Consider the following 19,196-nt stretch of genomic DNA (forward strand, 5'->3'; position numbering starts at 1 on the left):
CCGTCCAGTGGTGGTAGCGCGCCGCGGCGGGCTCGCGGCCCGCATGCCCTGATCGAGCGCCCCGGGGTGCGGGTGGCGCAGGCCCGCGCGAGAGTGGGTGCCATGGGAATCGATGACTACGGCGGCGGCGCCGGCGCACATGAGAGCGGCGTCCTCGTCGTGACGACCAACGACGTTCCCGGCTACCGGGTCGAGCGCGTCATCGGCGAGGTCTTCGGCCTCACCGTCCGCTCCCGCCACCTGGGCAGCCAGATCGGCGCGGGCCTGAAGTCGATGATCGGCGGCGAGCTGAAGGGCCTCACCAAGACCCTGGTGGAGACCCGTAACCAGGCCATGGACCGGCTCATCGAACAGGCGAAGGCGCGCGGCGGGAACGCCGTGCTGATGATGCGCTTCGACGTCACCGACGCACAGGACGTCGGGACCGAGGTGTGCGCGTACGGAACGGCCGTCGTCCTCGTCCCCGCCTCCGCCTGATCCTCCCGGCCTCCGCCCGACCCGCCCGACGGCCGCCCGGCCCCTGCTGAGATGCTCGCCCGGTGAACGATCGATGCGAGATTGTCGTGGTGCGCCGGCCCGGTCGGGACCTCTCCGTCCAGGACGGCCTGGCCGGGCTGCTGGCCGCCTACCATCTGCGGACGGAGGCCGAGAAGGGTACGCCCGTCGCCGGTGCGGACGCCCTGCCCGACCGCTACCGGGCGGAGATCGCGGATCCGCGGGCCGCGTTCGCCGACGACCTCGTGCTGCTGGCGCTGAGCGGGGACACCACGGTCGGATGCCTGGTGGTGACCGACTCGGCCCCGGGGCGGCACGAGGTGAAGAGGCTCTGGACGGCCCCGGAGTTCCGCGGACAGGGCATCGCGTCCCGACTGGTCGGCGCCGCGCTCGCGCATGCCGGGGAGAGCGGCGCCGAGGCGGTGCGGCTGTCGGTGTGGGACTGGCGGACGGGCGCGATCGCGCTGTACGAACGCCTCGGATTCACCGTCACCGCGTCGTGGGACGAGCGGGACGGCCTGGTCTGCATGGAACGGTCCGTGTGAACGGGCGAGCGGTCGTCGTGGCCATGCGGCGATGGCCACGACGACCCTCGCGGCGCCGGGCGGGGCATCACCCGCGGGCGGCGACTACCGCTTCCAGAGCGTCACTTCGGTCATGTACGTCGGGGTCGTGTAGTTCTTCTCGGTCGAGGGTTCGAGGCTGACGATCTTCACCATGGCCAGGTTGCCCTTGCTCGTGACGGTGCACAGCAGGTCGCCCTGGACGATGGTGCTGTCGGCGCCCGTGAGGTCGGCTTCCCGCAGCTTGTTCGGGATGGGATCGGTGGCGGCCCCGGTCTCGCACTGTTCGGGGGTGGCGCCCTTGCTCTTGCCGAACGAGGTCGCGGTCCGGATCCCGTCGTAGGCCATCGTCAGCTCCTGGTCCGACGAACTGATGTCGCCGAACGGTGCCACCTTGGGGAAGTCGAGGTCGACGTCGTTGTACTTGCCGAACTCCCTGGGCGCCAGGAACTTCACGGGCTTGTCCTTGAACACCGCGGTGTAGGTGCGCGCGCCGGATGCGCCGGATGCGCCGGATGCGCCGGAGGACGAGGCCGAAGCCGAGGCCGAGGGGGTCGGGCCGCCGGCCTGCGCCGCCGGCGACGCGTCCTTCGGGGACTCCGCCGGCTTCTCCTTGCTGTCGCCCGCGGTCCGCTTCGCGCCGTTGCCCTCCTCGCGCGTGAGGTACCAGGTGCCGCCAGCGGCGACGGCGAGGACCAAGGCGCCCGCGCCGACGGCCAGCGGCACCCGGCTGCGACGCGCCGCGGGGGCGGGGGCGGCGGTCGGGCCGGTCGGCGCGCCGTAGGCAGGTGCGTAGCCGGGTGCGGGGGTCGGCGCGCCGTACTGCGGCGGGTGCGGGCCGCCCACCGCGCCGCCCGGGCCCTGGGTCGGCGCGTACGCCGCGGGGACCGGCCCCGGCGCCTGGGCGGGCGCCTGCGTGGGCGGGTACGACGGCGCCTGCGTGGGTGCGTACGAGGGCGGGGCCGGGGCCTGCGCCGGTGCCGAGAACTGCGTCGGGGACGGCACCGGCACCGGTGCCTGGGCCTGCGACTGCGCCGCCAGCTCGCGCCGCGCGATCTCCGCGGCCAGCGGCGCGGGCAGCCAGCCGTCGAAGTCCCGCAGCTCCCGGCCCGCCTCCCGGCCGCACCACTCGGCGAGTTCCGCCGGGGTGGGCCGCTGACCGGCATCGGAGTGCAGGCAGCGCTCCAACAGCCGGCGCAGCTGCTCCGGGTAGCCGCTCAGATCCGGTGCCTGCTGCGGGGTGTTGGCAATCGCGGCGGCGATGGAGAGACCCGCGCCGTCACCGTAGGGGTGGCGGCCGGTGGCCACGACCGCGGCGATCAGACCCAGCGCGAACACGTCGGTCGCCGCGGTGACCGTCCGGCCGAGCGCGTGCTCGGGGGACATGTACTGCGGCGTCCCGATGAACCCGCCGCTGCGGGTCAGCTGGGTGGTGTCGGTGGCCCGCGCGATCCCGAAGTCGATCACCCACGGGCCGTTGGAACCCAGCAGGATGTTGCTGGGCTTGAGGTCGCGGTGCACCACCGAGGCGGCGTGGATGGAGTGCAGGGCCTGCGCCGTGCACCCGATCAGCTGGAACACCGCGGGCAGCGGCAGCGGGCCGTGCGTGGCGAGCGCGTCGTCGAGCGCCAGGCCCGGCACGAACGCGGTGGCCAGCCAAGGCTGTTCGCCACTGGTGTCGTGGTCGAGCACCGGCACGATGTGGTAGCCCTGCACGCGCCGGGCGGCCTGCACCTCGCGTTCGAAACGGACCCGGAAGTCCTGCTCCTGGGCGAACTCGCGGCGGATGACCTTGAGGGCGACCGGCTGGTTCCCGCGGGTCCGTGAGAAGTAGACGGAACCCATACCGCCTTCGCCGATCTTCGCGAGCAGCCGGTACCCGGAGATCTCCTGCGGATCCTCCGGGCCGAGCGGTCTCAGTACGGCGTCGTCGGTGTTGGTCATGGGCTCCCCCTTGAAGATCACTGGCACCAGATCCTAACGGGGGAGCGGACCCCGGACGCACCGCGCCGCTACGGTGGTGCTCCGGAGACGAAGGGGCGGCCCGATGAGTCAACGCAAGTCGGCGGCGGAGGTGTTCGACGCGCTGGGAGAGCGCTACGAGGAGGTGTTCGGTCGGGTTCCCGGTCAACTGGCCGCCCTCGACTGGCTCATCGCCCGACTGCCCTCCGGGGCGCGGGTGTTGGACGTGGGCAGCGGTACCGGCCGGCCGACCGCCGAGGCGCTGGTCCGGGCCGGCTGCGCCGTCACCGGCATCGACGTCTCCGCGGCCATGGTCGAACTGGCCCGCGCCCGTGTCCCGCAGGCCCGCTTCGAGCAGGCCGACGTACGGACCTATACGCCCGGGCGGGCCGGCTTCGACGCGGTGTGCTCCTTCTTCCCGCTGCTGGTGATGGACCAGCCGGAGGTGGCGGCCGCGCTGGACCGCATGGCGTCCTGGGTCGCGCCGGGCGGGTACCTCGTGCTGGCCACGGTGCCGGGGGACATCCGGGGCCTGGACATCGAGTGGATGGGCCACGAGGTCACCGTCAGCAGCCTTTCCACGGAGGACCACCTGGCCCGGCTCGCCGGCCTGGGCCTGGAGGTGCTGCACCACCACACCGCGCCTTTCCAGCCCGCCGACGACCGGGCGGGACCCGAGGAGCACCTTTTCTGCTACGCGCGCCGGTGCATGTGACGGGCCCACGCACCGGGCCGGCACGTGGTGCCGCTGCCCGCTGCCCTGCTGCCCGCTGCCCTTGCCCCGAGCGGGCGGCAGCGGTCCGCCGTGTGCCGTGGACGCGGTCCCCGGTGCGTCCCGTGGCCGCGGAGGGGCGGTCCTGCCGGGCCCGTGGCGCAGCCGCGCCCCGTGCCGGACGGGCGCGTCCGGCACGCGCCGGAGACCGGCGGTCGTCCCCGGCACGTCACCCCGTCGGCTCCTGCGGTCGAGGAGCCGAGGGGACGTCCGGCGCGGGCCCTTCCGCCCGGGCGGCCGCCCTCGGGGCACGGTCCGGACGCAGGCCCGCGGCCAGACCCGCGATCACCACCAGCAGGCCCAGCCACACCGCCGGGCCCGGGACCCCGCTGCCCGTGAGGACCCCCGCACCGGCCGCGGCCAGCGGCGCGATGCCGGTCAGCAGGCCGGCCCGGCCGGCGCCCACGGCGGTCACCGTGCGGTACCAGAGCAGGAAGGCCACCGCCGTCACCATGACGGCGAGGTAGCCGGCGGCCGCCCACTGGGCACGCCCCAGCGACCACAGCCCGGCGGGACGCTCGAAGGCGACCGCGAGCCCCACCAGCATCAGCGCGCCCAGCCAGACCGCGTGCACGGACACCCCCCACGCCCCGTGCCGGCGCAGGACCGGCACCGCGAGCAGGGTGAAGGCGGCCTCGCAGCCGAGCGCGAGCGCGGCCCAGGCCACGCCCGCGGCGTCCGTGCGGCCCGTCCCCTCGACCAGTACCGCCCCGGCCACCACCACCGGAGCCGCGAGCAGCACCCGGCGGCTGGGCCGGCGTCCCTCCAGGAGGGGGCCGAGCAGGCCCAGGAGGATCGGTACGGAGGCCACCGCGACGGCGATCACGGCCGGTTCGGCGTGTGCGACCCCGCGGACCACGGCCACGTTGAACAGCACCAGCCCGGCCGCCGCGATCCCGGCGAGCCACAGCCACTCCCGGCCCCGGGGCCACAGGATCGTCACCCGGGCGGCCCGGGCCAGACCGAACAGCAGCAGCGCGGCGGCCACGTACCGGACGGCCTGGGTGGCGAACAGCGGGGCGCCGACGAGCGCCCGCGAGACCGTGACGCTGCTGCCGACCAGTGCCATTCCCGCGATCCCCGGAACCAGGGCGCGGAACGGGGCGGAGGCTGCCGCGGGTGCCGAGACGGGTGCCGAGGCAGGTGCCGAGGCGGACGTGGACGTGGAGGTCGAGGCCGGGGTGGAAGCGGGCTGTGTCTGCATGGAAGCCAGCGTGGCCGCACAATGGCCCCATGAGCAGGTCCAAAGAGGGCGCAGCCGAGGGGTCCAAAACGCCCAGCGGATCGGACTTCCTGCAGCTCGACGTCGGCCAGGCCCCGCCGGGCGGCCGCACCGAATGGCTGGCGGGCCGGCTCCGCGCGGCCATCGCCGACGGCACCCTCCCCGTCGGCAGCCGGCTTCCGGCCAGCCGTGTCCTCGCCGCCGAACTGAGGGTGTCCCGGGGGCTCGTCACCGAGGCCTACCAGCGCCTCGCCGAGACGGGCCAGGTCAGCGGCCGGGGCCGGGGCGGCACCGTGGTCGTCGCCGCCCCGCCACCGGTCGCCGCCCCCACCCGCCCGGCGGAGCGCGGCGGGCTCGTCGACGCCCTGCGCGCCGAACCGTGCCGGATCGACCTCTCGCCCGGAGTGCCCGACCTCACCGCCTTCCCGCGCACGGCCTGGCTGCAGGCCGAGCGCCGGGTCCTCGCCTCCCTCACCCCGGCCGACTTCGGCTACGGCAACCCCCAGGGCGCGCCCGCACTGCGCGAGGCGGTCGTCGGCTGGCTCGCCCGGAACCGGGGCATCCGGGCCGACCCCGACGAGGTGGTCGTCGTCGCGGGCGTCGCCCAGGCGCTGGCGCTGCTCGCACACGTCCTGCGGGAGGAGGGCGTACACCGGATCGCGGTGGAGGACCCGGGCTCGCTGGGCGCCCGGCAGCAGCTGGAGTACGGGCGGATCGAGACGGTCCCCGTACCGGTGGACGAGGCCGGGCTGGACGTGGCCGCGCTGCGGGCGAGCGGGGCCGGGGCCGTGCTGCTCACTCCGGCGCACCAGTTCCCGACCGGTGTCGTCCTCGACGGCGAGCGCCGCCGGGACCTGCTCGGCTGGGCGGCCGCCGGGGGCCTGGTCATCGAGGACGACTACGACGCCGAGCACCGCTACGACCGGGCCCCCGTCCCCGCCCTGCGCGCCCTGCTGCCCGAGGCGGTCTGCTACGCCGGCAGCGTGTCCAAGCTCCTGGCCCCCGCCCTGCGCCTGGGCTGGCTGCTGGTCCCGCCGCGCCTGCGGGACGCCGTGACCGCCGCCAAGCGCTACGCGGACCTCGGCAATCCGGTCCTGACCCAGCTCGTCCTCGCCCGGCTGACGGACTCGGGCGAACTGGAACGGCACCTGCGCCACGTCCGGCGCCGCCACCGCCGGCGCCGCGACGCCATGCTGCGGGCCCTCGCCGAGCTGATGCCCGGCGCCCGGGTGCACGGCGCGGCGGCCGGGCTGCACCTGATGGTCACCTTCGACGGGGCCGGCTTCGACGACACGGCTCTGGCCTCGGCTGCCCTGGCGCTGGGCGTGAAGACCCATCCGCTGTCCTGGCACCGGGTCAGGCCGGGGCCGCCGGGCCTGATCCTCGGCTACGCGGCCGGCTCGGCCGGAGAGATCGAGCAGGGCATCGCCACCCTGGCCACGGCCCTCGGGAAGATCCCGGCCGGGGCCCCGGCAACCGGTCGGAAAGTTTTTCCGGAACGGCGGCAACCTCCCGGCGGGACGCGCGTCGTGCGGGGGTGAAGGGCGCAGTACCGCGTCCTCGACCCGACCGTGGAGAACCACCGTGAAGAACCTGTTGCGCGTCCCCCTGGCCTTCCGCCGGACGGCCGTCACCGCCGCGGCCGCCGGAGCGGCCGTCGCCCTCGCCGGTCCCGCCTTCGCCGCGGGCGGCAGCTCGGCCGCGCCCTCCCCGTCGGTCAGCGCGCCCGCCAGCGCCTCGCCCAGCGCGGGCGGGGTCAAGCCGTCCCCGTCCGTGAGCACCCCGCCGAGCGCGGGCTCCGAGGCGAAGAGTGCCGCCCCCAGCGCGGCTCCCAGCGCGAGCGTGTCTGCCCCGGGTTCGAGCACCAGGCCCAGTGCGTCGCCGTCGGAGCCCGCCGCCGCACCCGGCCCGGCGGAGCTCGCGCATACTGGCTCCTCGGCGACGACCATCGCCATGGGGGCGGGGGCCACGGGTCTGGTCCTCGTCGGCGCGGGAGCCCTGTACGCCGTACGGCGCCGCGCCAACAGCTGAGGAATCCCGTGCTCCGACTCGCGTCATCCGTCGGCCCCCTCACGCCCGGCTTCGGCCGGGCGTGGCGGGGCCTTTGGTCGTTGCTGCACCGGGAGCGTTCCGCCTCGCCGGTCTCCCCGCGGTCCTACGGCTCCGCGTACGGCCCCTCGTACGGCTCCTCGTACGGGCACTCGTCCCCGTACGGCCACACGGGGCACGGCGACGAGCGGCCGCCCACCGTCACCGAGCTCTACCACGCGCACCGGCTGCGGATGGTCCGGCTCGCGGTGCTGCTCGTCGACGACCTGGCCACCGCCGAGGACGTGGTCCAGGACGCCTTCACCGCCCTCTACCGGCGGCACGGGGAGCAGATCAGCGAGGTCGACAACGCGCTGGGCTACCTGCGCACCGCCGTGGTCAACACCTCGCGCTCGGTGCTCCGCCGCCGGCGCACCGTCCGGGCCTGGACCCCGCCTGCGGCGGTCGACATACCGTCCGCCGAGGACCACGTGGTCCTGGACGAGGCGCACCGCGAGGTGCTCGCCGCGCTCGGCCGGCTCACGCCGCGCCGCCGCCAGGTGCTGGTGCTGCGGTACTGGGCCGATCTGAGCGAGGCGGAGATAGCGGCCACCCTCGGGATCAGCCGGGGAGCGGTGAAGTCCAACGCGAGCCGCGGCCTGGACGCCCTGGAACGGATTCTGGAGGGACGGATATGACGCGTGACGGCGAACGCCTGGCCGAGCACCTCGCCGAGCGGCCCGTCGAGCGCCGGCTGCGGCAGGCTCTGGACGCGCGCGCGGACGGCATCGACATCCGCCGGCTGCGGCCCGCGGAGCCGCCGGGGGCGCACTCGGGGCGGCGGCCGATGGCGGGGCTGCGGCGGTTCGCGCTGCCGCTGGCGGGCCTGGCCGCAGCGGCGGCCGCCGGGATCGGCTACCTGCTGCTCGCCCCGGATCCGTCACCCGGCCCGGGGCTGCCGGCCACCCCGCCGCGGATCACGGCCCCCGGCCCGTCCCCGCAGGACCCGACGTCACCCGCCCCGCGGCCCTCCGGATCGGGGCGGCCGACGCCGTCCCCGTCCCCGCCCGCCACCGGGTCGGCGAGCCCGTCGGTCCCGGTCTCGCCCAAGGCGTCGGGATCGGAACCCCCGTCGGCGAGCCCGTCCGGCGCGCGGGGAGCCGTGGTGACGTCCTCGCCGCCGTCGAGCTCCACCCCGCGCTGAGGGCCCTGCCCACGCGGTGGCGCGGGCCGGGCCCCGCGCGGGCGCGGTTCAGCGCCGTAGGTTCTCCACCGCCGTGACCAGCGGGGCGAGTTCAGGTACGTGCGAGGCCTCGTCCAGGGCCTCGCGCAGGGCGGTGTCGTTGGTGGGGCGGGCCGCGGCCAGGAGGGCCAGGCCCGCCTCGCTCACATCGGTGTAGATGCCCCGCCGATCGGTGTCGCAGATGTAGCGGTTCAGCAGGCCGCGGTCCTCCAGCCTGCTCACCAGCCGGGTCGTCGCGCTCTGGCTGAGCACCACGGAGTCGGCGACCTGGTGCATCCGCAGGTGCCCGCCCGGCCCGTCGTGCTGGCGGCTGAGGACGTCGAGCAGCGAGTACTCGCGCACGCTGAGGCCGTGGCCGGCCTGCAGGGCCCGTTCGATGTGCGCCTCGATCCGACCGTGCAGGAGGGAGAGGGCGCACCACCCCTGGGAGAGGGCGGTGAGCGCGCTGTCCGTGGCCGTCATGGGCTCCTCCGTCGAAGCGTCCCGGGCTGGGGTGTGTGACCCCCAGGATAGTCCACACGCGCAATAGCCAGCGCTTGCAAATATCCCGCGTCTGCAATTAATGTAGACGCATGCAAGTGGCGACCGCATGAATCGCCGCCCCGCCCGGCGCCCGCCCGCGATCACTCCGGCCGTTCCCGGCCGTTCCCGGCCGCGATCACGCCGTCGCCCCGCGCACCCGCACCACCCCCTCCCCTGAAGGACACCTCCCCATGCCTCTCGCACTCCTCGCCCTCGCCGTCGGGGCCTTCGGGATCGGCACCACCGAATTCGTGATCATGGGCCTGCTCCCCGAGGTCGCCGGCACGTACGGGGTCTCGATCCCCACCGCGGGCTTCCTGGTCACCGGCTACGCCCTCGGCGTCGTCCTCGGCGCACCCCTGATGACCGTGCTCGGCACCCGCATTCCCCGCAAGCGCATGCTGATGCTGCTCATGGGCCTGTTCATCGCGGGCAACGTGCTCTCCGCCCTCGCCCCCGCCTTCGGCGTCATGCTGGCCGGCCGCGTCGTCGCCTCGCTCGCCCACGGCGCCTTCTTCGGCATCGGCGCGGTCGTCGCCGCCGGACTCGTCGCCCCCGAGAAGAAGGCCGGTGCGATCGCCATGATGTTCACCGGACTGACGGTCGCCAACGTCGTCGGCGTCCCGCTCGGCACGTTCGTCGGCCAGACCCTCGGCTGGCGCGTCACCTTCCTGATCGTCGCCGCGCTCGGCGTCGTGGGCCTGCTGGGCATCGCCCGCCTGGTACCCGAGCTGCCCCGGCCCGAGGGCGGGGTACGGATCCGCCGCGAGCTCGCCGCCTTCCGCAACGTCCAGGTCCTGCTCGCCATGGCGATGACCGTCCTCGGCTTCGGCGGTGTCTTCGCCGCGATCACCTACATCACGCCGATGATGACCGGCGTCGCCGGCTTCGCCGACTCCTCCGTCACCTGGCTCCTCGTCCTCTTCGGCCTGGGCATGGTCGGCGGCAACCTCGTCGGCGGCCGCTACGCCGACCGCGCGCTGATGCCGATGCTGTACGTGGCCCTGGGCGCCCTGGCCGTCACCCTCGCCGTCTTCACCTTCACCGCCCACACCAAGGCCGGCGCGGCCGTCACCCTCGTGCTGATCGGCGCCCTCGGCTTCGCCACCGTGCCACCGCTCCAGAAGCGCGTCCTGGACCAGGCCGCCGGCGCGCCCACCCTGGCCTCGGCCGTCAACATCGGCGCCTTCAACCTCGGCAACGCCCTCGCCGCCTGGCTCGGCGGGCTGGTGATCGCCGCCGGGCTCGGTCTGACCGCCCCCAACTGGGTCGGCGCGGCACTGGCCGGATCCGCCCTGGTGCTCGCCCTCGTGTCCGGCGCGCTGGAACGCCGTACGACGCGGCGCGTGGCCCGTGGATCCCTGCCCACGGCCGCGACGGCCGCGACGTCCGGCACGTCCGGCACGCGCGAGGCGGCCGGGGCCGTGCCCGCCCACCACTGAGCCACCCCGTTCCCCCGTACGCACGCACCCCCGTACGCACGCAGCCGCGTACGTACCCCGCCCGCAAGGAGAAGCACCGCATGTCCACCCCCACCCGCACCGCCGTCGCCCCCCTCACCACCGAGGACGCCGAGCTGCTCGTCGCCACCGCCAAGGCCGCCGCCGAGGCGGCCGGGATCACGGTCAGCGTCACCGTCCTCGACGCGGGCGGCCACCTGCTCGCCTTCCGCCGCGACGACCGCGCCGTACTGATCTCCGGCGAGACCAGCACCCGCAAGGCCTACACCGCCCTCCAGCTGAACGCGCCCACCGCCGACCTCGTCGAAGCCGTCCGGCCCGACGGCCCCTTCCACACCCTGCCCACGGCCCTCGACCGGCCCCTGCTGTTCATCGCGGGCGGGCTCCCCGTCCACCGCGACGGCCGCCTCGTCGGTGCCATCGGAGTCGGCGGCGGCGCCCCCGAGCAGGACCACGGTTTCGCCGCCGCCGCACTGGACGCCCTCGTCTGAGACCGCCGGGTCGCGCGCCCGTGTCCCCCGTGCCACGTTGGTACGGGGGACACGGGCACATGATGAGCACACCGAGACGGCACAAGAGGGTCCACACCATCGCGACGGCAACGGTCGCCGCGCTGGTCACCCTTGCCCTCCCGGGCTGCACGGCCGCCTCGGACGAGGCGAGCGCCCGCGGCCCCGCGGACTCCTCCGCCGCCTCCGCGACGGCGGCGCGCCCGGCCGAAGCCGCCCCCACCCCCACACCCACCCCGTCCTACCCCCTGTCGACCGCCCCCCGCACGATCCCGGCGGTACGGGAGCACGTGCCCGCCCGGGGCCCCGGCTGGAAGCCCGCGCCCGAGGCCCGTGTGGTCGTGGCCCCGGACGACAGCGCCGCGCTCGCCGACGAGGCCAAGCTGCTCGCCGGTGAACTGGGCATCGGGTACGGGGCGTCGGCGGCGCCGCGCTCCGGCGACGTGGAGCTGTCCCTGGACGCGGGGGCCGCGGGAGGGCCCGAGTCGTACACCATGGACGTCAAGGACGGCCGCGTCCGCATCAACGGCCCCGACCAGGCCGGGGTCTTCTACGGCACCCGCACCCTCAAGCAGGCGGTCAAGAGCGCGGGCTCGGCCCCCGAGGGCACCGTGCGCGACGCCCCCGCGAAGCCACAGCGCGGCCTCAACCTCGACATAGCCCGCAAGCCCTTCACCGCCGACTGGATCGAGGACCGGCTGCGCGAGATGGCCGACCTCAAGCTCAACCAGCTCGGCCTGCACTTCTCCGACGACCAGGCCTTCCGCATCCAGTCCGACACGCACCCCGAGATCGTCTCGACCCCGCACCTCACCAAGGCCCAGGTACGCGAGATCAACGCGCTCGCCTCCCGGCTGCACATCACGGTGGTCCCCGAGATCGACTCGCCCGGCCACCTCGGCGCGGTCCTGCGCGCCCACCCCGACCTGCAGCTGCGCGACACGCAGGGGCGGGCGGTCAAGGGCGCCGTGGACATATCCAACCCCGCCTCCGCCAAGCTGGTGGACGAGCTGCTGCGCGAGTTCCTTCCGCTGTTCCCCGGCGGAGCCTGGCACCTGGGCGCCGACGAGTACCAGGCGCTGGTCTACCGCGACCCGCAGGCGTCCTTCCCCCAGCTCGCCCGCGCAGCCCAGCAGCGGTACGGGCCCTCGGCGCGGGTCCAGGACCTGGCGACGGGCTGGCTGAACGACCGCGCCGACGTGGTCCGGCCGTCGGGGAAGGCGCTCAAGGCGTGGAACGACGGGTTCTTCGCGGGCGGGGTCACGAGCGCGGCGAAGGACATCCAGGTCGAGTACTGGACGGGCAAGGAGAACGGTGCCCGGCCGCCGCTGGAGTACCTGCGCGAGGGCCGCAAGCTCGTCAACCTCAACGACGAGTTCCTCTACTACGTGCTGGGGGAGCCCAACCAGTTCACGTATCCGACGGGGAAGCGGATCTACGAGCAGTGGACCCCGCTGGTCCTGCGCGGCACGACCCCCGTCCCGGCCTCGTACGGGCCGCAGATCCTGGGTGGCCGTCTGGCGGTCTGGAGCGACCTGTCAGGTGCCCAGACCCAGGCCCAGGTGGCCGCGGGCATCCAGGCCCCGCTGGCCGCGCTCTCCCAGAAGGTGTGGGACGCGCGCACGCCCCAGCTGCCGTGGTCCGACTTCAAGGCCCTCGCCGACCGGCTCTGAACGGCCCGGTCCGGGATCCCGGATCCCGGATCCCGGTCTCCGGCCGCCGCGCAGGCTGCCGGGGCCGGCCCTACAGCCGCCCCGTACCGCCGGCGCGCTGCCGGCGACGCCCGAGCCACTGGCCGGCCAGTGGCAGCGCCAGGATCACCGCCGAGGTCCAGACGGCGGCGAAGACCCAGATCAGGATCCGGGAGACGGTGACCGAGGCCGCCACGAACAGCACCGCCGCCGCCACACCGAGCAGCCAGGCGGCCACGGTGCGCTGACGCCGGTGCGAGGTGGAGCGCAGGATCCGGTCGAGGGAACGGTCGGCCTTCAGTTCGGCCTCGATCGCGGAGAGGGCGCGCTGCTCGCTGTCGGAGAGTCCGGCTCCATCCATCACGGCGTACCTCCGCCGGCTGCTGCCGTCGGGCGCGGGTCGCAGCCTCTGGCCGGGGAATACCCTGCCTGACGCGGCCCAACCCCCGGAGGACGCCGTGACGGCGGACCTGGTCACCAGATGGAGTTGACCCACTCCGGGTGGTCGATGAACGGGTTGCGGTTGTGCTGGAACTGGTCGAATATGACCTGGTTCCGGCGCTGCTCGAAGGCGTCCGGCGGGTCCATCTGGTTCCACTGCTTCAGCAGGCTGATCCGGCCGAAGAGCGGTGCGGAACCGTTGTTGACGTTGTCGTTCAGCTCCAGGTTCGCGAAGCCGTCACCACCGTCGTAGCGGACGGCCATGTACAGCAGCATCCGTGCCACGTCGCCCTTGACGGCGTCACGCGGCTCGAAGGAGTCGGCGTCGGTCAGGCTGCCCGGCGCCTCGGCGACCGGGCTGCCGCCCTTGTCGAAGTCCTTGTTGCCCCGGGTGCTGTTGACGGTGACGTCCTCGGGGCGCAGGTGGTGCAGGTCGGTGCCCGGGCCGGTGGCGGTGCCGAAGTCGCCGTGGCTCTTGGCCCAGACGTGCTCGCGGTTCCAGTCGTTGACGCCGCCGCCGTTCGTCGCCTTGGACTGGGAGCGGCCCGAGTAGACGAGGATGACGTTGTTCGGGTTGGCCGGGTCCTGGTCGGTCACCTTCAGGGCGTTCCACACGCCGTCGTAGGTCACCTTGGACTGGTTCTTGATGATGTCGTGCAGGGCGGTCTTCAGGGCGGGCCCGGTCTTGCCCTGGGCGTTCGCGTAGTAGTCCGCGTACGGGTCCGCCGCCGCGGCGGAAGGATTCTCCGTCGCGGTCGGGCCCTGCTGGCCGGCGGCCGCGGCCGCCGGGACGGCGAACAGGGCGGCGGCAGCGAGGCCGGCCGCCCAGGGGGTCAGGCGCGAGATTCTCATCGGGTGGGGGGTACCTCTCCATACGCACCGTCCCCGCCCGGGGATTTGGCGGAGTGTCAGTGGCAGAGCGAGGGTCACATTGTCATGTGCCGAACAGGTGAAGACCACGTGTCGGGAGTGGGGGATCTTCGTGTGTGTGCGGGTCGCGCGCCGCGGGCAGGGTAGCGGTGGCCCCGATGGGGCCGGAGGGACGATGACCAGCCCGAACCGGAGGACCCCGTGGCAGTGAAGATCCTCATCGTGACCGGCGACGCGGCCGAGTCGCTGGAGGTCCTGTATCCGTACCAGCGCCTGCGCGAGGAGGGGTACGAGGTCCACATCGCGGCGCCGCAGGTGAAGAAACTGCGGTTCGTGGTCCACGACTTCGAGGAGGGCTTCGACACCTACACCGAGAAGCCCGGCTACACCTGGCCGGCCGACCTGGCCTTCGCGGACGTCGTCACCGAGGAGTACGCGGCCCTGGTCGTCCCCGGTGGCCGGGCGCCCGAGTACCTGCGCAACGACCCCGAGGTGCGCCGGATCCTGGCCGCCTTCGCGCAGTCCGACAAGCCGATCGCCCAGATCTGCCACGGTCCGCTGATCACGGCCGCGGCCGGGGGCCTGGGCGGCCGGCGGGTGACCGCGTACCCGGCGCTGGAACTGGACATGAAGGCGGCCGGCGCCGAGTTCGAGGACTCCGAGACCGTGGTCGACGGCACCCTGGTCTCGGCCCGGGCCTGGCCGGACCACTCGCGCTGGATGCGGGAGTTCCTGACGGTGCTGCGCGCCAAGGCCCCGGTGGCCTGAGCGGGGACCGCGGATCGCACGGGCGGCCGTGGCCCCGGGCGAGGGGGCCACGGCCGCCGGGACGTGCGGGCGGTGCCGGGAGCGGGCGGGACGCGAGCGCGCCGCGCCCCGGGGTCGGCGCGGCCGCTGCTGCCGCTCCGGGCGTCAGCTCACGGGGGTGATCGCCGGAGCGGGCTCGTACTTGTAGTTGGCGCCGAAGTTCTTCTTCACGGCCGCCTCCCAGGAGCCGTCCGCGACCATCTTCTTCAGCGCGTCGTTGATCTTGCGCTGGAGGTCCTTGTTGCCCTTCTTGACGCCGATGCCGTAGTTCTCGTTGCTCAGCGTCTGGCCGAGCAGCTTGAACTTGCCCTCGTTGCCCTTCCGGGCGGCGTACCCGGCCAGGATGGAGTTGTCGGTGGTCATGGCGTCGACCCGGCTCTCCTGGAGCGCGACGACGCAGTCCGCGTAGCCGCCCATCTCCAGCAGGCCCGCCTTGGGGGCGAGGTTCTTGCGGAGGTTCTCGGCCGAGGTGGAGCCGCTGACCGAGCACAGGCTCTTCGTGTTCAGGTCCTCGGCCTTGGTGATCGAGGCGTCGTTGGCGCGGGTCATCAGGTCCTGGTGCGCGACGAAATACGGGCCGGCGAAGTCGACCTTCTCCTTGCGCTTCTCGTTGATCGAATAGCTCGCGACGACGAACTTGACCTCGTTGTACTGGATCAGCAGTTCGCGGTCGTTGCTGTAGACCTGCTTGAATTCGATCTTGTCCGGCTTGTAGCCGAGTTCCTTGGCCACGTAGGTGGCCACGTCGACGTCGAATCCGGAGAAAGTGCCGTCGGTCTCCCGCATGCCTATGCCAGGCTGGTCGAACTTGATGCCGATGGAGAGGGTCCCGTCCCCCTGGTCCCCATCGTCGAAGACGCTGCACCCGGAGGCGGTCAGGGCGATCGCGATCACTGCGGCGACCGCACCGGCCTGGGGAACCTTCATGCTGCACTCTTTCCTGGGGAACGCGGGACGCGTCACCCGGGATCGCCGGGGGCGTGTGGAACCGCGCGAATGTGGGGACGTGGGGACGCGTGTACGAGGAAGCTAGGAAGCGGAATGGCTTACCGTCACTAGATTTGAGCAAAACTTGAGGATAACGATCCGGTCAGTCGTAGATCGTGCGGTTGGCGCAGGTCGGAACGGGGAAAGGGGCGGGCGCGATAAAGGCGGCCCACGGGTTGCGGGGCGGCGCGGAGCCGGCCGGGGGCGAATCGGCGTTACCGGCTGAATCGGCTGAACGGGCCGAAATGGCCGAAAACGTATGATCGTTCGGGGCGGGCCGGGGGCTCGTGGGATCATGGACGCGCAATGCCCGTGAACGAAGGGGGAGTTCGGTGACCGGTGTACGCAAGGGTCTGGCCAAAGTGGAGTTCGCGCTGCGGTGGGACCCCAGCCCGGCGGGCGCGCCCGCGAACGACCTCGACGTGGTCGCCGCGGTCTACGGCGCCGCGGACCTCCACGGGACGCCCGTCCAGCTCGTGCACTTCGGCAGCCGGTCGCCCGACGGAACCATCACCTTGAACCGGGACAGCCACACCGGGCAGGGCTTCGGCTTCGACGAGGTGATGACCATCGAGCTGCACCGGATGGCGCCGGAGTCGAGCCGGGTGGTGGTCGGCGTGGTCATCCAGGACAACGGCGCCGGCCCCGCGGGCCGGCCGAAGACCTTCGCCGACATCGGCGGGACCGGCTTCCGGATCCGCGAGGGGCACACCGACCTCGCCCAGGGAGACTTCGCGGCCGTCGCCGCCGCCACCGCGGCCACCGTCGCCGAGTTCACCCGTGACGCCTCGGGCGCATGGTCCTTCGACCTGCGGCTGCACGGCTTCGAAGGCGACCCGGAGGCGTTCGCCCGGACCATGGGCGCCCTCCGCTGAGACCGGCCGTCCGGTCCGGGGTCGAAAACCGCGCGGACCGGGTGGCGGCCACTCCTGGGGTGAGTGGCCGCCACCCGGTCCGGGTGGCGCGCTGCCGCCGTCCCCACGAGGCAGCGCGGGCGGGTCGCCGTCAGGTCATCGAGGCGGCGGCCCGCCGGTTCAGGGGGCCTGGCCGGCCGGGGTGCCGGTGGGGCCGGAAGGCGTGAGGCCCAGGGACGGGAGCATCACGGCGTCCACGAACCGGACGAGGTAGTCGGCGTCCGCGTACCGCCCCTCCAGTACCGGCCGGATCCGGAGCACGCCCATCAGCTGGGCGGGCAGGAACTCCACGGCCGGATGGTCCGCGGCGATCTCGCCGCGCGCCACGGCGCGTCCGACCATCTCGTCGAAGGCGGCCAGCTCCGGCTCGACGAGCGCCTCGCGCAGGGCGGCCTGGAGTTCCTCGTCACTGAGCACGGCGTGCCCGAGGGCCTGGGTCAGCCGGGTGTCCCGGCCGGAGGTCCCCGCCGCGATCCGGGCCGCCTCGCGCAGATCGCCGGCGAGTGACCCGGTGTCCACGGCGACGAGGGTCCCGCGCCGCCCCGCGCGCAGGGCGGCGGCGACGAGCCGGGGCTTGGTCTTCCACTGCCGGTAGAGCGTCGACTTGCCGCAGCTGGCGCGGGCCGCGACGCCCTCCATGGTCAGGGCCTCGTAGCCGTGCTCGCGCAGCTGCTCCAGGACGGCGTCGTAGAACTCCTGCTCACGCTCCGGGGTGATCTTGGAGCGGCGCGCGGGGGACGGCACGGACGTCATGGATGCGGCTCTCCTCGGGGGCGCCTCGGCGGCAGGTTCCACTACGGAAGTGTACGGGAACGCGACCGTATCGGTACACCAGCGTATCGATACGCCAATGTATCGATACACTGGCGTGTCGCTGTGCGCGCAACAGGAAGAGAGACCGGGGGATGAGCTCCCACACCACACCTGCCGGAACGGCAGCCGGACCGAGAGCCGCGCGCCGCCGCCTCATACGCGAACTGCTGCTCGTCGTGAGCTTCTTCACCGTCTACAAGGCGGGCCGGCTGCTCTCGACCGACCGCACCGAGGACGCCTTCCGCAACGCGGCGCGCATATGGGACGCGGAGCGTTTCCTGCACCTGCCCGGCGAGGGCGCGATCCAGCGGCTGCTGCTGCACGGCGAGGCCCTCGTCACCACCGCGAACACCTACTACGCGGGCGTCCACTTCCCCGCGACCGCGCTCTTCCTGATCTGGCTCTACATCCGGCGCCCCGCCCACTACCTGTGGACGCGCCGCGTACTCGCCGGACTCACCGGAGCCGCTCTCGCCCTGCACCTGGCCTTCCCCCTCGCGCCCCCGCGACTGCTCGACGCCGCGCGGCTCATCGACACCGCACAGGTCTACGGACCCGCCGTCTACAAGGCCACCCCGGCCGAGGACACCCTGGCGAACCAGTTCGCCGCCATGCCCTCGCTGCACTTCGGATGGGCGCTGATGCTCTCCGTCGGCATGATCGCCGCCACCTCCTCGCGGTGGCGCTTCCTGTGGCTGCTGCACCCGCTGGTGACCCTGCTCGTGATAGTCGGCACCGCCAACCACTACTGGCTCGACGCCGTCGTGGCGGCCGTCCTGCTGGGGGCGGCCCTGCTGCTCGTCCCCAAGCCGAGGACGAGCAGGCCGGATGCGGATCCGGACCGGGACACGGGATCGGACCCGGGGCCGACCTCGGAGTCCGGCCAGGACCTCCCCGTACGGGGCCTGCCGCGCCCGCGGAGCGCGGACGTGGCCGTAGGAGCAGGACAGTGAACGACACCGCCCTCGCCGTCGCGCTCTGCCTGGCCTCGGCCGTCGCCTACGCGGCCGCCGCCGTCGCCCAGGAACGGCTCGCCCGGGCCGCCGTCGCACGCACCGCCAAGGCCCTGCTGGGCTCCGGGGCCTGGTGGTGGTCGGCCGGGCTGAACGCCGCCGCCGCGCTGCTGCACGCGGCGGCCCTGCGGTACGGCCCCCTCACCCTGGTGCAGCCGCTCGGCGCGCTCACCCTGGTGGCCGCCGTCCCGCTCGGGGCGCGCCGGTCCGGCCGCAGGGTGGCGGCCACCGAATGGCGGGGCACCCTGGCCACCGTCGCCGGGCTCGGCCTGCTGCTGCTCCCGGCTTCCGGGCCCGCCCCCGACGACACCCTCACGCTGATCGAGGCGCTGGCCGTATCCGGCGCGACCGTCGCCGTGATCCTGATGCTGACCGCGGAGAAGGACCCGCGCTCGGGCCTGCGCCACGCGACCGCCTCCGGGCTGGCCTCTGCGGCGGCCTCCGCCCTGACCCAGACGGTGGCCGTGGCGGCGGGCCGCGGCGGAGCCCTGCTCAGCGTCCGGGTCGTCTCCGTGGCCCTGCTCGTCATGGTGTTCGCCGTCGGCGGGATGCTCCTGTCGCAGCGGGCCTACCGTGGGGGGCTCGGCGCCCCGCTGGCCGTCGTGAACCTCGCCAACCCGCTGGCCGCGGCCGCCATCGGCATGGTCCTGCTCGGCGAACGGCTGCAGGGCGGGGTGCCTGGGCTGCTGCTGGCCGGCGCCGGGGCCCTCCTGGCGGCGCGCGGGGTGGTCCTGCTCACCCGGGCGCCCTCCGCCGGTGCCGGTGCGGGCACTCCGGGCGGCGGCCCTGTACCGGGCGCCGAACTCCCCGTGCCGGTCGGCCGTGTGGCGGTCTGAGCGCAGGAGAACCGATCCGCGCCCGGCCGCGTCCTTCCGGGAGAACGC

The 19,196-nt window shown here is 73.9% G+C and carries 21 protein-coding genes; 14 read left to right on the top strand and 7 right to left on the bottom strand.

The features are described from left to right. Positions 1 to 102: 102 nt before the first annotated feature. Both DEJ51_RS32535 and DEJ51_RS32540 read left to right on the top strand, forming a co-directional pair. The gene (locus tag DEJ51_RS32535) at positions 103 to 477 is read left to right on the top strand and encodes a YbjQ family protein (protein WP_150261200.1); all 375 of its coding nucleotides are present in this window, start codon (positions 103 to 105) and stop codon (positions 475 to 477) included. Between the two features lie 62 nt (positions 478 to 539). Further along, entirely contained in the window at positions 540 to 1,040 is a 501-nt protein-coding gene (locus DEJ51_RS32540) for a GNAT family N-acetyltransferase (protein ID WP_150261201.1), read from the top strand. Between the two features lie 84 nt (positions 1,041 to 1,124). Here the strand turns inward: DEJ51_RS32540 and DEJ51_RS32545 are convergent, their stop codons facing one another. Beyond that, positions 1,125 to 3,002, bottom strand: a complete 1,878-nt coding sequence (locus DEJ51_RS32545; protein WP_150261202.1) for a serine/threonine protein kinase — start codon at positions 3,000 to 3,002, stop codon at positions 1,125 to 1,127. A gap of 103 nt (positions 3,003 to 3,105) precedes the next feature. Between DEJ51_RS32545 and DEJ51_RS32550 the strand changes: the two genes are divergently transcribed. Then, complete coding sequence (locus DEJ51_RS32550) at positions 3,106 to 3,735, top strand: class I SAM-dependent methyltransferase (RefSeq protein WP_150261203.1); 630 nt, start codon at positions 3,106 to 3,108, stop codon at positions 3,733 to 3,735. 226 nt (positions 3,736 to 3,961) lie between these two features. Here DEJ51_RS32550 and DEJ51_RS32555 read toward each other — a convergent pair whose 3' ends face one another. Further along, complete coding sequence (locus DEJ51_RS32555) at positions 3,962 to 4,996, bottom strand: DMT family transporter (protein WP_150261204.1); 1,035 nt, start codon at positions 4,994 to 4,996, stop codon at positions 3,962 to 3,964. 29 nt (positions 4,997 to 5,025) lie between these two features. On the opposite strand from DEJ51_RS32555, the gene DEJ51_RS32560 reads away from it, so the two are divergent. Genes DEJ51_RS32560 through DEJ51_RS32575 form a run of 4 tightly spaced genes read left to right on the top strand, consistent with a single transcriptional unit; the run spans position 5,026 to position 8,246 of the window. Continuing rightward, a complete protein-coding gene (locus tag DEJ51_RS32560; RefSeq protein ID WP_150261205.1) occupies positions 5,026 to 6,555 on the top strand; it encodes a PLP-dependent aminotransferase family protein in 1,530 nt (509 codons plus the stop codon). A 43-nt stretch (positions 6,556 to 6,598) separates the two neighbouring features. Beyond that, a complete protein-coding gene (locus DEJ51_RS32565; protein ID WP_150261206.1) occupies positions 6,599 to 7,045 on the top strand; it encodes an LPXTG cell wall anchor domain-containing protein in 447 nt (148 codons plus the stop codon). A gap of 8 nt (positions 7,046 to 7,053) precedes the next feature. Continuing rightward, positions 7,054 to 7,740, top strand: coding sequence for an RNA polymerase sigma factor (locus DEJ51_RS32570; protein WP_223836077.1), 687 nt, complete (start codon positions 7,054 to 7,056; stop codon positions 7,738 to 7,740). Continuing rightward, positions 7,737 to 8,246, top strand: coding sequence for a hypothetical protein (locus DEJ51_RS32575; RefSeq protein WP_150261207.1), 510 nt, complete (start codon positions 7,737 to 7,739; stop codon positions 8,244 to 8,246). The genes DEJ51_RS32570 and DEJ51_RS32575 overlap by 4 nt, the downstream gene beginning before the upstream one ends. Positions 8,247 to 8,294: 48 nt before the next feature. Here the strand turns inward: DEJ51_RS32575 and DEJ51_RS32580 are convergent, their stop codons facing one another. Further along, a complete protein-coding gene (locus DEJ51_RS32580; RefSeq protein WP_150261208.1) occupies positions 8,295 to 8,747 on the bottom strand; it encodes a MarR family winged helix-turn-helix transcriptional regulator in 453 nt (150 codons plus the stop codon). A gap of 251 nt (positions 8,748 to 8,998) precedes the next feature. Between DEJ51_RS32580 and DEJ51_RS32585 the strand changes: the two genes are divergently transcribed. The 3 genes from DEJ51_RS32585 (at position 8,999) to DEJ51_RS32595 (ending at position 12,449) form a co-directional block, all read left to right on the top strand. After that, positions 8,999 to 10,249 carry an MFS transporter gene (locus DEJ51_RS32585; protein ID WP_150261209.1) on the top strand — a complete coding sequence of 417 codons (1,251 nt, stop codon included), beginning with the start codon at positions 8,999 to 9,001 and terminating at the stop codon, positions 10,247 to 10,249. 80 nt (positions 10,250 to 10,329) lie between these two features. After that, positions 10,330 to 10,758: a GlcG/HbpS family heme-binding protein gene (locus tag DEJ51_RS32590; protein WP_150261210.1), complete on the top strand. Its 429-nt coding sequence runs from the start codon at positions 10,330 to 10,332 to the stop codon at positions 10,756 to 10,758. A 62-nt stretch (positions 10,759 to 10,820) separates the two neighbouring features. Then, the gene (locus DEJ51_RS32595; protein ID WP_150262289.1) at positions 10,821 to 12,449 is read left to right on the top strand and encodes a beta-N-acetylhexosaminidase; all 1,629 of its coding nucleotides are present in this window, start codon (positions 10,821 to 10,823) and stop codon (positions 12,447 to 12,449) included. Between the two features lie 70 nt (positions 12,450 to 12,519). On the opposite strand, the gene DEJ51_RS32600 is transcribed toward DEJ51_RS32595, so the two are convergent. Together DEJ51_RS32600 and DEJ51_RS32605 are read right to left on the bottom strand one after the other, a co-directional pair. Beyond that, on the bottom strand, positions 12,520 to 12,828 hold the full coding sequence (locus DEJ51_RS32600; protein WP_150261211.1) for a DUF3040 domain-containing protein: 309 nt from the start codon (positions 12,826 to 12,828) through the stop codon (positions 12,520 to 12,522). 113 nt (positions 12,829 to 12,941) lie between these two features. Continuing rightward, entirely contained in the window at positions 12,942 to 13,760 is an 819-nt protein-coding gene (locus DEJ51_RS32605; RefSeq protein WP_150261212.1) for an endonuclease I family protein, read from the bottom strand. Between the two features lie 219 nt (positions 13,761 to 13,979). On the opposite strand from DEJ51_RS32605, the gene DEJ51_RS32610 reads away from it, so the two are divergent. After that, the gene (locus DEJ51_RS32610) at positions 13,980 to 14,546 is read left to right on the top strand and encodes a DJ-1/PfpI family protein (RefSeq protein ID WP_150261213.1); all 567 of its coding nucleotides are present in this window, start codon (positions 13,980 to 13,982) and stop codon (positions 14,544 to 14,546) included. Positions 14,547 to 14,690: 144 nt separating this feature from the next. Here DEJ51_RS32610 and DEJ51_RS32615 read toward each other — a convergent pair whose 3' ends face one another. After that, on the bottom strand, positions 14,691 to 15,512 hold the full coding sequence (locus DEJ51_RS32615; RefSeq protein WP_150261214.1) for a glutamate ABC transporter substrate-binding protein: 822 nt from the start codon (positions 15,510 to 15,512) through the stop codon (positions 14,691 to 14,693). Positions 15,513 to 15,904: 392 nt separating this feature from the next. On the opposite strand from DEJ51_RS32615, the gene DEJ51_RS32620 reads away from it, so the two are divergent. Next, complete coding sequence (locus DEJ51_RS32620) at positions 15,905 to 16,447, top strand: TerD family protein (RefSeq protein WP_150261215.1); 543 nt, start codon at positions 15,905 to 15,907, stop codon at positions 16,445 to 16,447. Positions 16,448 to 16,606: 159 nt separating this feature from the next. Here DEJ51_RS32620 and DEJ51_RS32625 read toward each other — a convergent pair whose 3' ends face one another. Then, positions 16,607 to 17,239 (bottom strand): TetR/AcrR family transcriptional regulator, encoded by a 633-nt coding sequence (locus tag DEJ51_RS32625; protein ID WP_150261216.1) that lies wholly within the window; start codon positions 17,237 to 17,239, stop codon positions 16,607 to 16,609. A 152-nt stretch (positions 17,240 to 17,391) separates the two neighbouring features. Between DEJ51_RS32625 and DEJ51_RS32630 the strand changes: the two genes are divergently transcribed. After that, positions 17,392 to 18,252 carry a phosphatase PAP2 family protein gene (locus DEJ51_RS32630; RefSeq protein WP_150261217.1) on the top strand — a complete coding sequence of 287 codons (861 nt, stop codon included), beginning with the start codon at positions 17,392 to 17,394 and terminating at the stop codon, positions 18,250 to 18,252. Further along, a complete protein-coding gene (locus DEJ51_RS32635; RefSeq protein ID WP_223836078.1) occupies positions 18,249 to 19,148 on the top strand; it encodes a hypothetical protein in 900 nt (299 codons plus the stop codon). The genes DEJ51_RS32630 and DEJ51_RS32635 overlap by 4 nt, the downstream gene beginning before the upstream one ends. Positions 19,149 to 19,196 lie beyond the last annotated feature (48 nt).

Origin of the sequence: Streptomyces venezuelae (genome assembly GCF_008642275.1) — a bacterium.
GTDB classification, from domain to species: domain Bacteria; phylum Actinomycetota; class Actinomycetes; order Streptomycetales; family Streptomycetaceae; genus Streptomyces; species Streptomyces venezuelae_E.

Excerpts from the sequence above, each read along its gene's own strand:
- DEJ51_RS32535 (WP_150261200.1), top strand. The coding sequence starts at position 103 with ATGGGAATCGATGACTACGGCGGCGGCGCCGGCGCACATGAGAGCGGC.
- DEJ51_RS32545 (WP_150261202.1), bottom strand. The coding sequence starts at position 3,002 with ATGACCAACACCGACGACGCCGTACTGAGACCGCTCGGCCCGGAGGAT.
- DEJ51_RS32550 (WP_150261203.1), top strand. The coding sequence starts at position 3,106 with ATGAGTCAACGCAAGTCGGCGGCGGAGGTGTTCGACGCGCTGGGAGAG.
- DEJ51_RS32555 (WP_150261204.1), bottom strand. The coding sequence starts at position 4,996 with ATGCAGACACAGCCCGCTTCCACCCCGGCCTCGACCTCCACGTCCACG.
- DEJ51_RS32560 (WP_150261205.1), top strand. The coding sequence starts at position 5,026 with ATGAGCAGGTCCAAAGAGGGCGCAGCCGAGGGGTCCAAAACGCCCAGC.
- DEJ51_RS32575 (WP_150261207.1), top strand. The coding sequence starts at position 7,737 with ATGACGCGTGACGGCGAACGCCTGGCCGAGCACCTCGCCGAGCGGCCC.
- DEJ51_RS32580 (WP_150261208.1), bottom strand. The coding sequence starts at position 8,747 with ATGACGGCCACGGACAGCGCGCTCACCGCCCTCTCCCAGGGGTGGTGC.
- DEJ51_RS32585 (WP_150261209.1), top strand. The coding sequence starts at position 8,999 with ATGCCTCTCGCACTCCTCGCCCTCGCCGTCGGGGCCTTCGGGATCGGC.
- DEJ51_RS32590 (WP_150261210.1), top strand. The coding sequence starts at position 10,330 with ATGTCCACCCCCACCCGCACCGCCGTCGCCCCCCTCACCACCGAGGAC.
- DEJ51_RS32595 (WP_150262289.1), top strand. The coding sequence starts at position 10,821 with ATGAGCACACCGAGACGGCACAAGAGGGTCCACACCATCGCGACGGCA.
- DEJ51_RS32600 (WP_150261211.1), bottom strand. The coding sequence starts at position 12,828 with ATGGATGGAGCCGGACTCTCCGACAGCGAGCAGCGCGCCCTCTCCGCG.
- DEJ51_RS32605 (WP_150261212.1), bottom strand. The coding sequence starts at position 13,760 with ATGAGAATCTCGCGCCTGACCCCCTGGGCGGCCGGCCTCGCTGCCGCC.
- DEJ51_RS32615 (WP_150261214.1), bottom strand. The coding sequence starts at position 15,512 with ATGAAGGTTCCCCAGGCCGGTGCGGTCGCCGCAGTGATCGCGATCGCC.
- DEJ51_RS32625 (WP_150261216.1), bottom strand. The coding sequence starts at position 17,239 with ATGACGTCCGTGCCGTCCCCCGCGCGCCGCTCCAAGATCACCCCGGAG.
- DEJ51_RS32630 (WP_150261217.1), top strand. The coding sequence starts at position 17,392 with ATGAGCTCCCACACCACACCTGCCGGAACGGCAGCCGGACCGAGAGCC.